4 protein-coding genes, 1 pseudogene and 1 riboswitch are annotated in these 13221 nt (G+C 30.6%); of the genes and pseudogenes, 1 reads left to right on the forward strand and 4 read right to left on the reverse strand.

Translation table 11 applies throughout. From position 1 onward, the window contains the following. Window positions 1–185 precede the first annotated feature (185 nt). The 4 genes and pseudogenes from I1959_RS08605 to I1959_RS08620 all read right to left on the reverse strand — a co-directional run bounded on the left by I1959_RS08605 (window position 186) and on the right by I1959_RS08620 (window position 11814). A pseudogene (locus I1959_RS08605) lies at window positions 186–1955 on the reverse strand (glycoside hydrolase family 3 protein). A gap of 56 nt (window positions 1956–2011) precedes the next feature. Then, window positions 2012–2851, reverse strand: coding sequence for an HAD family hydrolase (locus I1959_RS08610; protein WP_195237940.1), 840 nt, complete (start codon window positions 2849–2851; stop codon window positions 2012–2014). A 262-nt stretch (window positions 2852–3113) separates the two neighbouring features. Continuing rightward, window positions 3114–4505: an MFS transporter gene (locus tag I1959_RS08615; protein WP_166504793.1), complete on the reverse strand. Its 1392-nt coding sequence runs from the start codon at window positions 4503–4505 to the stop codon at window positions 3114–3116. 913 nt (window positions 4506–5418) lie between these two features. After that, complete coding sequence (locus tag I1959_RS08620; protein ID WP_195237942.1) at window positions 5419–11814, reverse strand: NPCBM/NEW2 domain-containing protein; 6396 nt, start codon at window positions 11812–11814, stop codon at window positions 5419–5421. A 210-nt stretch (window positions 11815–12024) separates the two neighbouring features. Beyond that, window positions 12025–12111, reverse strand: a riboswitch (cyclic di-GMP riboswitch). Between the two features lie 258 nt (window positions 12112–12369). Between I1959_RS08620 and I1959_RS08625 the strand changes: the two genes are divergently transcribed. Further along, window positions 12370–13128, forward strand: a complete 759-nt coding sequence (locus I1959_RS08625) for a SagB/ThcOx family dehydrogenase (RefSeq protein ID WP_166504791.1) — start codon at window positions 12370–12372, stop codon at window positions 13126–13128. The last annotated feature ends 93 nt before the right edge of the window (window positions 13129–13221 follow it).

Raw genomic sequence — 13221 nt, forward strand, 5'->3', positions numbered from 1 at the left:
GAAAATCTTTCAATAAACTAATCGTAGAGTTTATATTATGTTTTTCTTTTTATATTAATTATTTTACATCATTTAACTATATCCATTAGTCATTTAAAAAAAGTTTTGTAATATATTAAAAATAGTTGTAGTTAAATACAATATTTAACTACAACTATTAGTATTTGATTATTTATATTTATAAATTAATATTGTGTATCTAATAATCCACAGTACGCATCTACTGAGCTTACACCGACAAATTCTGATCTACCTAACATCTTTTCAACTAATGCTTTTATAGTGTATTCTTTATTATCATAAGTGTTTATATAAGTTTTTACTTGAGGTACATCAGCTAAATGGAATGGACATTGTACTGACACAAATATTGTTGGTATTTCATTTACATAAAATGGTATATCAGGAGTACCTTTACTCATTGGCCATTGTATACGTTGGTCTGTTCCTGGTCCAATATCTGCTATGTTTATTATTAAATCATATTTGCTAGTTAACTCAGATATAGGACGCTTTCCTGAGTAAATATCCATCATTGATTTCATCATCTCTTCTGGTGGTAACTTCATTGCTTTTTCCATTGGAGATTCATATATTTCAACTACAAATCCTTCTGCTTCTAATAACTCTTTCATTAACTCGATTGCATTTTTACCTTTTCCACCCATCATAGCCATTAGTTTTCCAAATCCACCGTCATGACCTTTAGGCTCTACAAGTAATACGCGTTTTTGATTTTCTGGAGATATAGGGAATATATCTTCTTTATTCTTAACTAATGTTATAGCTTTATCTGCTATTTCTAAAGCAGGTATTTTATTTTCTTCTAATCCTATTTTAGCCATAGCTTCTTCTTTTGGTTTTAGTATTTCTGTTTTAGCTTTTTTATGTAATCCTAAAGCAGCTTTTAATCCTAATATACGAGTTAATGCTTCTTCAAGACGCTCATCAGTTATTATTCCATTCTTATAACCATCCATCATCCACTTGAAGTCCTCATCTGGATCATTGAAGAATAGGAATAAATCACTACCTGCCGCTATAGCTGTTGGTAACATTTCACTACGCTTCATTGCCGATGTCATAGCTACCATATGGCTTGCATCTGTTACTATTACTCCATTGAATCCCATTTTTTTACGTAATAAATCTGTTAATATATATTTACTTAATGTGGCTGGCATAGTTAATTCTTCAATAGTTGCTTCTGGATTAAAGTAACGTACATATTCAGGTAAAGCTATATGTCCTGCCATTATTGATGGAAGACCTGCATCTATTAATCCTCCGTATACCTTTCCAAATGTAGCATCCCATTCGTCTACTGAAAGCCAGTTTGGAGCAAATGATAAATGTTGATCACGTTCATCAATTCCATCTCCAGGGAAATGCTTCGCCGCAGGCATAATACCACTTTCCATTATTCCTCTCATGTACTCTAAAGAAAATTCTAATACTTGCTCTGCACTAGATGAATAACAACGAGAAGATATTATTGGATTTCTCTAGTTTCTATTTATATCAACTACTGGTGCAAAGCTCCAGTTACATCCTATTGCTGCTGCTTCCACACCAGAAACACGCCCCATTTCATAAGCATATTTAGGGTCATTTGTTGCTCCTATCTTAACTTGGCTTCCTACATATGTCCCATCTGTACATGCTCCATTACCACCATTTTCAGTATTTGCAGCTATTAATAGTGGTATTTTACTATTTTCTTGTAATATTTTATTTTGATCATATACATCTTCAGCTTTACCTGGATTGTATCTAACTGCCCCTATATGATAATTATTTAAAACACCTTTTAAGTATTGTTCATCACGGCTTGCACCCATATTTACAAATAGTTGACCTATTTTTTCTTCTATTGTCATATTTGCAATTGTGTCTTTTACCCATTGTATAGATTGTTCATCAAGATTATAAGGTTTTGATTTTAAATTTAACATATAATTATTCCCCCTATTGTATTTATTATGGATGTTTTTTATTACAAATATTTTTATTATTTTAATGAATCATTAAATTCCTTTATTAATTGATTTTGATAAGCTTCATCAAATGTACCATTCATTAATTTAGGAACTACTTCATTTACTAATCTTTTCCAAGAATAACTTTCCTTATTTACTAATATAGGATAGAAATTTACATTATTATTTTTAGCAGCTTGTAAATCTCCTGGTGCATCTCCTACCATTAATATTTTCTTCTCATCATATCCTTTTTTCTTAAGCTCAGATATACAATATTGTTTTGTTCCAGCTTCTTGCCCTAGTAGTGCTTTAAGATGCCTAACAAAATTATGCCTATTCCACTCATCATCTAAAGCTTCTCCATTTGCTGATGATACTACTGCAACATCTACTAACTTAGATAATGTTTCTAATCCTTCTTTTACATTTTCAAATGGTTCATCACCCTTTGGTAATTGTTCTATAGATTTGTTTACATTTAAAGACCATTCATATGCCATTTTTAAGGCCTTACTATTAGTCTTTTCTATTTCTCTTTCTAAGGATTTGTTTGATAATTCATTTGTAGTCTCAACCCAATTTACAAGACTATCAAGGTCATCTATTTCTATACCTTCGTTGCTTATGATTTTAAAGGTTTCAGCTAAACCTTTAAATCTGTTTATACCCCTAGTTTTTGTATAAAGATTTATGTCATACCAAAGGTTTAATATATAATCTTCTTTTTCATATAAGTTCCATGTTTTTATCATCTCTGGTGCAAAACATCTTCTATGCTTTATTTCCATAGTATTCATTGCACATCCATCAGAGTCAATACATATTAAAAATTCTTGTGTCTTTTCATACTTATCAAATATATTCGCCATAATATCCTCCATTAGTAAGCAATTATATAGCTCTTTCCTTTATACTAGTATACTAACATACGCAATAATTAAAGGCAATCGTTTTTCAATTCATTTCTACAAAAATTTTGCTTTTTAAAGTTAATAAAAAATAAATTGATAAAATTCTAATACCTAATATAATTTAGCCTATAAACTATAAGCCCTTGTACATACAAGGGCTAATAAGTATTTATATCTGTTTTGCTTAATTTTCTTATAATTTTATAGTAATTTCCTATATTTATCCCCTTCTAAGTTCTAACTCCTTTGTCATTTCTGCTAATTTAGTTTTTGATAAGTTATACACAAATGTCATAGCTATAGTTGAAATTAAAGCTGATACGAAAGGTAGTATTGTTATTATGTATTTTATCCCTTGAGCAACTTCTGGTGTTTGTGTTGCTACCCCTGCTTTGTATCCAATGAAAGTAAGCGCAAATCCACCTATTCCACCAGCTATAGCTTGACCTAGCTTTCTAACTAAAGAGTAAGATGCATAAACAATACCTTCTTCTCTCTTACCAGTTATATATTCTTGATAATCTATTGCATCACCTACTAATGCCCAAATTAATACATTGAAGAACCCAGTTCCTATAGATGCTATAAAGTTTATAGCCATATACACATATGGACTTTTTATAGGCATTAAGAATAATGCTAAGTTTGCTGCTACAGCAATTAACATAGTTCCTACTGAAAGCTCCTTCTTTCCAAACTTATTAACAAGTGGTGATAAGAATGGTAATATTAAAAATGATGAAATCATTCCAATTACACCACCAAGAGATATTAGTTCTGGTGCTTTAAAATAATCTTTATATAAGTATGGTGTTAAAGCATTAACTGCCATCATAGATGCTAACATACCAAATGAAGCTAACATTAACCCTATTAAAGCTCTATTACTTAGTAAAGTTTTAACTGTTTTTATAAAACTTGACTTTTCTTTTGTTTCTTGAACTTTATGCTTAACACGCTCTGTTGTTAATTTAAATGCCCCAAAATAACATAAATTAGAAAATACTACAAAGACAGCCGAAGCTTTCATAAACCCACCTGCTGTGGCTACACCATCACTAAATACTAATTTAGGTACTATAATCATTATTGCTAAATTTGCAATTAGTGCACCTACTGATCTAAATGTAGATAAAGATGTTCTTTCCACTGGGTCTGTTGTCATTACTGATGCCAATGACCCATAAGGTATGTTTATAGCTGTATAACACATACCAAAACCTATGTAAGTTATATATGCATATACTAACTTTAAGTTATCTGGTATACCAGGTATAGCTGTAAATGTTAAAAATCCCATAATCGTTACAGGCAACGCGGCGTATAATAAGTACGGTCTAAATTTACCATTTTTGCCAACTTTTCTTCTATCTATAAAAGTCCCCATCATTGGATCATTTATTGCATCCCATATTCTAGCAATTACTAACATAGTTCCTACTGCCCCCGCAGTTATTCCTAACACATCTGTATAGAATAGCATTAAATATCCACTTACAAATTGGAAGAATAAGTCATTTCCTAAATCCCCTAACATATATCCTATCTTGTCTTGCAGACCAAAAGGTTTTACTACATCCTGCTTTAGAACTTTTTCTGTTGATATTTCCATTTCCCCACTCCTTAGAACATATTATTATTCTTTTTTCCTTATGATATTTCAAATTTTTCACTTTGTTTTATACTAGTATACCAACTTCCCCCCAAAGTTAAAATATCGTTTTCTTAATTATTGATGATTGCTAAGCGCAATTTAGTATATAATCTGAAATATCTGATTTGGACTTAGTCATTATCCATATAATTTCCTTTGTTATTTTTTTATCTATCCAAGCCCTTCTTCTTTATACTAGTATACTAACACACTTTTTGTTTTCTTAGCAACCGTTTTCTAGAAATTTATCAATTTTTGTCATTAATTTTTAATTTAAATATTTTATAGCACTCTGATATTAATTATTTATTTAATTATTCACCCCATATATTCAAAGCAACCCCCTTAATGTGGTGTGCCTTTTTCATAAAACTATTTGAAAATAAATTTCTAATAATTTCTTCATTTTTTTCGGTTATAAAAATTTAAATACTTCCCATTTGCTAGTATTTCATCAGTAGTATTTAAAGTAAGCAAATCTAGAGCAATTTGATGACAATTATGAAATACAACTACCTTTTCACCACCATAGAGTGCATTATAAAGTTCTGATAAAAATAAATTATCTGCATCTTTTTAAAGTTTATATTTTGAAATATTTATTGAATATGCTCCTTTTTCTTTTATTATTTTTTGATCTTTTAAAATTTAGTTATTAATTTTACTTATACGTGTCTACCAAAACTCTTAGGTCGCGTTATAAATATAGTATTGTTTACATTGTATCTTTTTCTATATTCAAATGGTCTTTTAAAAACAATTACTAGCTTAGATAAATCAATATGTTTAATAAAATATAAAAAAATCACTGCCTATTAAAAATAAGCAGTGATTTTTCTATAGTTAAAAAAGTAATATTTTGAATACTTTTTTAATTTATATTGAATAAATATATCATTATGCCATCAAAATCTTCGTCTTCAAATAATACATGAACACCATATAAACCTTTAGGTAAACCTTCTATACTTATAACAGACTCATCTTTAGCATCTTGTTCTATTACTGTATTACCATCTTTATCTACAAGTTTAACAGTTTTAGCTACATTTTTTCCTTCTCTGTTATATGCTTTAGAGTCAACTACAACTTTACCATTAGATGGAGTTAATTCTCCTACTGCAATAATTTGCTCTTTTGCATCTAATGTTTTAAGTTTTTTTAGATTTGCTAATGGTCTTAAATCTTTAACTTCATTATAGCTCATTTCTAGAGTCTCTAAGTTTCTAGCATGCTCTATACCTGTTAAATCGACAACACCAGATAACCTTAAAGTAGTTAAACTACGCATATCACCTAAAGTTATATTTCCGGTTTTTCCCAATTGATTTTGTATAGATTTAACTAAATATTTATCTGGAATATTAACAACTTCCTGTAGATTTATTTCTATTAAACCTTTTACATTATCTTGAAGTTCTTTTGTCATAGCGTCTATAGATTCTTGATTTGGTTTCTCTTCTGTTAATAATGCTTCAGCTTTAGCTATACTGTCTGCTAAAACTTGATAACTTTTGTCTGTATAATTATCCTTATCCAACTTCTTAGCTTCTTCTAATGCAGTAGTTAATTCTTCAGTATAAACTCTTTCAGTATTAACATAATGTAACTTAGCATCTCCCCAAGTAGCATGATCAGAACCTATTCCGTTTCCACCATCTTTAGCTATTAGTTTAAGTTCTTTAGCTCCTGCTAAGTCTACATCCACAAACTTTTGTGAATCTCTAGAATTCATTAAACCACTATCATAAACTTTTTCACCATCTACATACACTTCAAATTGTACACTACCTACTGAACCATACATAGCACGGTCTACTCCTACAAATGCACTAAATAAGTCTACATTTTTATCTGTTAAATCATATACTATTGTAGAGTTTGCATGAGTCCCAATTCCTTTATCATATACAACCTCTTGACCATCTTCTCCAGTAAGTTTTAACTTATTTCCACTTACTGCGTTGTCTTTCCTAACACTTTGCCAGCCTGAATTTGCAGACTTCCAATCAAAGTCACTCAAGTATTTAAAGTCTTCCATGTTTATTACATTTATAACTCTACTCTTCTCTACCTTATTGCCGTCTTTATCTGTTACACTATAAGTTATAGTATAGTTACCAACTCTATTAAAGTTAACTTTGTCTTGTCCAGTCACGACTACATTACCAGTTATGTCACCGTCTTCGGCATCTGTAGCTTTGTAAGTTCCAACTATGTCTTCTAAAGTTTGACCAACTTTAACAGTTTGAGACTTAGGTATAGTTAACTCAGGTTTAGCATTATTAGTTGTTAATTTAGGTTCTACAAATATACCGTGGTCTGAAGTATTTCCGTTTCCACCATTGTTAACTTCTAATCTAAGTTCTTTAACTCCTTTTACAGGAACATTTATATACTGCATATTATCCTCATGCTTTAATACTTTAGTTGTTGCTAAAGTCTTTCCATCGCCTACAATCTTGAAAGTTATACTTGAATTATTTTGAGCTTCTAAGTTCATGTCTACTCCAACTTTAACCTCAAAGTTATCATAGTTATGCTCACCTAAATCATAAACAACATTTCCGTTAGCATGTAATCTTATTCCCTTATCGTAGTCTTTAATCTCTCCTAAAATTCTTCCCTTTATAGAGTTATTACGTGATGGTTTACCCCAATCGGTATGTTCACTCTTCCACTCACTATCTGATAAGTAATCATATTTACTAACAACATTAACGTTCATTGTTTCTTTAGAAATTGCATCATTATCAGTTACCTCATAAGTTACTGTGTAGTTACCCTTCTTAGTAGTATCCACATCACTTGTGACCTTAATGTCTTTCAATTTATTACCATTGTAATCAGTTGCCTTAACATAATCTAAAGCATTGAAATTTTCACCTAAAGCTAATGTCAACCCTCCGACTGTTTCTAATATAGGTTGATGTGCCTTAACGCCTACACCTTCAGAAGGATTTAATTGAGTATCGTAAGCAACTACTTTATACTCGTGATTAGTACCTGGATTTATGTTAGTGTCAATGAAAGTATCTTTAGTAGTAAATCCTATCACTTTACCATCCCTAATTATCTCATATCCAAGAAGACTATTAGCATTGGTTTTATCTATTGATATATCTAATTTAACAGAAGTCTCTTGTGTCTTAACTTTAACTTTACAATCTACCTCGTTATTGAAACCTTCACCTTTGTTCAGATACTTATTATCATTTATATACCATAACTTCTTATCTGGCTTTTTGTACTGAGCCATATGCTTAGCAGTCTCTTCATTAACGTAGAAACCATGTCTAGCAAAATGTTCTTTTAAGTCTAATTGAAGAACATCTGATGCAACAACTGCCCAAGCTTCATGCTTGTTATTCCAGTCACCACCACCTATGTTTCTCTCTCTAAATTGTTGCTCAAAACGAGGCCAGAATGTATTATCATATAGTTGTAATTGCCATAATGGTGCCATATGAGTTAATGAACTAGTGTCACTTGCAGGGTACCACTCATTGTTAGAATAATCTTCTTTACTTACTTTAGGGAATATTTTACTCTCCCATAAGTTTTGTTGAGATATCTTACTAGCTTCACCTTTAATCATTTGGAAATGAAGAGGTAAAATATTATTAGTTATCTCAGGCATTGCTCTATTATTTGTATCAAGGTTGTGTCCTAATTCATGCATGAATCCCCAGCCAGTGTCAACGTTTAGAGCTCCACCTTGTTGTCCTTGGTTGTATCCAGTTATACCGTTTCCTGCATTCATGAATACTCCACCACTTAAGTTCTTAAGCATAGTTACATATCTAAAGTTGAAGTCCGAATGTATATCTTTAGAACCATCAAATCCCCAGAACTTCATTGCTTCCTTTATTACTTCGTCAGATCTATCTGCTGTATAACTAGGTACTTTATTATTTTCTGTATACCAATCTAAAGCATACGTTGCTCTAACGTTTACTAAAGCTTTATCTCCTAATACTTCGAATACATCAGGTAGTTTAGGATCTTTCTTTAACTTCTCAGTATATTCACGTAACTCATTTATTACCTGTTCATCATTATCTACACCTTTTACGAATTGAGGATAACTTACACCACCTATTATTCTTATCTTAGGCTTTCTTGCTTGTTGCTCTGGAGTATAAGGATTTGAAGCATATAATACTCCTGCTTTAGCAGTCCCTGGTCTTATATCATTTACTTCGACCTCAGGTATTGTAATTTCGTTCTTACCTCTAGTTAATCTTATATCTGCTAAACCGTTATGTCTACTATCCATTTGTTTAAATACTAAGTTAGGTACTGGGTCGCCTGTTTCTGTATCAACATACACAGTTATCTTTTCACCTGACTTAACTGCTAAACCTGTAGGTTGCCAATCTCTGAAATTCCATACCTTTCTCTTTTGACTTTCCTTTATAGCGTCTCCTCTGCTTTCTAATTCATAAACATGACCTTTATTCTTATCAGGAGATTTAATTAAATCTTTAGCCATGTCTATACTTTCCATAAGTTCTACTTTTAATGGGTGTGTTTTAACTTCTTTCTCTAAAGCTTCAATAGCTTCTAATGAATTGAATTCTGGGTTTAACTCATTCTTTAATTCATTTGTAAATAAGTTATTAACTTTATCTGAAACTATATCTCTCTTAAAGAACATTATTTCGTTTAGTGTAGCCCAGTTTTGGTTACTTTTAACCCACTTTAATTTCATTCTCTTAAATGTTGTAGGTTTGAATTTAGCTTCAACTAAACCAGAAGTACTGTCTGCTCTACCTGTAGCCACTAATTGGAAGTTATCACCTTTAGTAGCGTTAGAACCATATATCTCGAATTCCTCTAAAAATCCTTTTCTATCTGACTGTCTAGCACCATAAGCTATTCTGTCTACAGTTATAGGTTGTTTGAATTCTATAGTTACTTCATTAGACCATTCTTTATCGTTTCCTCTATTAGTCTCCCAGTAAGTGTCTACATTACCATCAACCGCGTTATTTATATGCTGTTGTAGATATTGCCCTGCATTATTACTTATACTCTTTATATTCTCGTAAGGTATTCTAAATTGTTTTACATACTCCGCATTATCCAGATGATTAAACTTCTTACTTGTAGCAACAGAACTCTCTACCTTGCCTTGTTCTATTAGAACTCTTGCATTGTATAAGTCCTCTTTAAAGTCTTCAAAGAATGGGTGTGTACTACATTCGTTCTCTAAAGCTTTTAATTTATCAACTGTATCAAACTCTTCACTTACTTTAGACATAGTATCATCAGTGAATAACCTTTGTATTTTATCTAGAGTTTGGTCTTGTTTATATAATCCGAACTCTGACGCTAAAGCCCAACCTTCATATCCTTGCTTATAAACAAACTTAACTCTTCTAGCTTGAGTTGGATTAAACTTTATAGATATAGAGTCTCCAGTTCTTGAAGCACTACCACTAGTTACTTTAGTAAATGTGTCTCCTTCACTAGTCTTAGAAGTATAGATATCGAACTTCTCTGCGAAACCTCTATCTCTCGGAGAATAATATACTATTCTATCTAAAGTTCTTATTTGGTCTAAAGTCATTATAACTTCGTTTGTATGAGTTTCGCTATTTCTAGCATCAGAATGCCAATTAGTGTTAGGATCACCATCTATAGCTTTATCTATAGTTTGATTTGACCAATGTCTACCGTTAGTAGTTATATTCTTTATATGACTATTATCTATCTTATAAGTCTTATCATACTCTGCTAACTCTGGAGTTCCAAAAGCTTTAAACTTCGAAACTTTAGCATCTGCATAAGTTACCTCGTTACCTTCTAATACAAGTTTAGCATCATCTAAATCTTCTTTGAACTTACTGTATAAAGGATGTGCCTTCGCTTCATTCTCTAAAGCAGTAAGTTTCTCTAAAGTCCCAAAATCAGGGTTTACTGTATTCTTATTACTGTCTGTAAATAGTTTATCCATTTTCTCTGATAAAGCATCTTCTTTATAGAACCTAGCTTCTGATATGAATGGTCTATTTTCATGGCACTCTTTAAATACAAACTTCAGTCTCTTAAAGTTTGTTGGGTTAAATTTAAATTGCATGAAGTCTTTAGTAACTTCTGCAGTACCGCTAGAAACTAATTTGAATGTATCCCCTTGAGAAGTTTCTGAAGCATATATTTCATACTTAGTAGGAAATCCTTTTTGATTTCCGCTTCTAGGTAATAATGCTATTCTATCAAGTTGTTCTATTTCATCAAAAGTGAATACCACTTCATTAGTGAAACCATTACCATTGCTTCTGTTTGTTTCCCAATGTGTATTAGGGTCACCATCATACATATATTCTATTTTTGTTGTAGAGTAAGTTCCACCATTTACTTGTGTATTAACGATGTGGTCTTTACCTAACATAAACTTGTCATCATAAGCTTTTTGGTTTTCAGTTCCATACCCTAATAACTTAGATACTTTAGTTTCAATAAAGTTAACCTCTTTGTTCTCTAGAACAAGTCTTGCATTATCTATATATTCTTTAAAGCTATCGCGGAATGGATGTCCTTCAGTTTCTTTCTCTAAAGTGTTTAATGCTTCAGGAGTTGCAAACTCTTTACTTACTTCATTCATGTTTGCATTAGTAAATAATCTTTCCATCTTATCTAGAATTCTATCCTCTTTATAGAACCAAAACTCTGCGGCACTTGCCCACTCGTCATGTGCTTCTACGAATTTGAATTTAACTCTCTTTGCTCTTACAGTATCAAATTTAAATTCAACCATTCCACCTGTAACTTTACTTCCTTCTATTTTTCCTGCTAGTTTAAAATCTTCACCTATTTCACTCTCTGAAACATATATCTCTGCACTAGTAGGATATCCTTTACCTTTAGCCCCGTCTTGTCTTGTAGCATAAGCTAATCTATTTATCTCGGCTATATCTTTAAACTCCACAATTACTTCATTTTTAAATTCATTTGTATTTCTAGTGTATGTTTCCCAATGTGTATTAAGTTTTCCATCTATAGCATTTTCTATCTTAGTTCCTGGGTAACTTCTTCCATTGTTTGTTATAGACTGTATCTCAACTCTATAAAGTTCATTATACTTAGCGAAGTTAGGATTGTTCTTAATTTTAAAATCACTAACTGTCATACTTTTAGAAACTTGTTCCTCTATCGCTAATGCTTTTTCCTTTATTACTTCGTTAGCAAAAACATTTAAAGCAGGTGTGCTGTTTGTTGCTATAACAGATATGGCCAATATTGATGCTATCTTTTTCTTCATAATATTCTCCCTCTTATATTATATGAATTTACAATAACTAAATATTTTACCCCAAATTTCAAAATATAGTCTTGCTATAGAGCTATAGTTGTTTTTATTAAATAAAAAACTACCCTTTATAAAGGGTAGTTGCCATCTAAAGTAAACATTATAAAACAATCTTACAATTATATCATAAGATAACTCTATAAAAACAAAGAATATCAATTCTTTGGCAACTGGCTGGCATAGTCTAATTTTACCTTAGCCCCTTTAGCTTTGCGTCGCTAGATTTCTCTAGGTTTGCTAATATGTAATTTTTAGTCATCTATATTAATTATACATAATTTTTTATAAATTAAAATAGTTTTTTTTAATTTAAAATAATTTTAATATATTTTTGAATATATTCTATTAAAGCAAATATTAATTATTACTACACAAAAATATTTATTAATTTTTATCTGTAATTAAGCTTCTAATATGAAATTTTTACCATTTAGGCTTTTTCCACTTATATTTATATATATGGTATAATAAGTGTAAAAATTTATACATTTTAATAAGGAGACATCTATGGATAAAATTGCACAAAACAGAGAATTTTTCAAAGCTGATTTTGAAATACTAAAACAGATAAAAACGGATAAACAAAAAGGAATACCCGCTCCTTCTTTCCAAAAAGAATATGATTCAAATTCTAATTTAATAGAGTTACCTCCTGTAAGCAAAGACATTTTAGTTAAACCTAACGTACTAGATTGTATAAATGATAGAAGAAGTATAAGAAAATATAGTGATGAAAAAATAAATTTATCTGAACTTTCGTATTTACTATGGGCTACTCAAGGAATCCAAACTGTAAAAGATAAATTTAGTGCCTTAAGAACTGTACCTTCTGCTGGTTGCACTCACCCATTTGAAACATATTTAATAATAAATAATGTTGATGGTTTAAAGAGTGGAGTTTACAGATATTTACCTTTAGAACATAAACTTTTATTTATAAAGACTTTAAGCAATATAGATGATGAAATAGATAAAGCAACTCCAAACCAACCTTTTGTTCAAGGTTTCGTATCTAAAAGTGCCGTTGTGTTTGCTTGGAGTTGTATTCCATATAGAAGTGAACATAGATTTAGTATAACTGCTCATAAGAAAATACTTATAGATATTGGACATGTTTGCCAGAATCTTTACATAGCATCAGAATCTCTTAATTACGGGACTTGTGCTATCGGAATATATGATCAGGATATAATTGATAATATGTTAGATTTAGATGGAGAAAATGAGTTTGTAATTTATATGGCTTGTTTAGGTAAAAAACTTTAATAAATTAGCTTAATTATTAATATAATTGTATTACTTTAAAGTAAAAATCTCAAAAATATCTTAAATTAAGATACTTTTTGAGATTTTTTAATT

This window comes from Romboutsia sp. 1001285H_161024_C4 (assembly GCF_015550185.1).
GTDB lineage: Bacteria > Bacillota > Clostridia > Peptostreptococcales > Peptostreptococcaceae > Romboutsia_C > Romboutsia_C hominis.

What these genes read in the sequence shown, in the direction of transcription:
- I1959_RS08615 (WP_166504793.1), bottom strand. Translation starts at nt 4,505, where the DNA reads ATGGAAATATCAACAGAAAAAGTTCTAAAGCAGGATGTAGTAAAACCT.
- I1959_RS08625 (WP_166504791.1), top strand. Translation starts at nt 12,370, where the DNA reads ATGGATAAAATTGCACAAAACAGAGAATTTTTCAAAGCTGATTTTGAA.
- I1959_RS08610 (WP_195237940.1), bottom strand. Translation starts at nt 2,851, where the DNA reads ATGGCGAATATATTTGATAAGTATGAAAAGACACAAGAATTTTTAATA.
- I1959_RS08620 (WP_195237942.1), bottom strand. Translation starts at nt 11,814, where the DNA reads ATGAAGAAAAAGATAGCATCAATATTGGCCATATCTGTTATAGCAACA.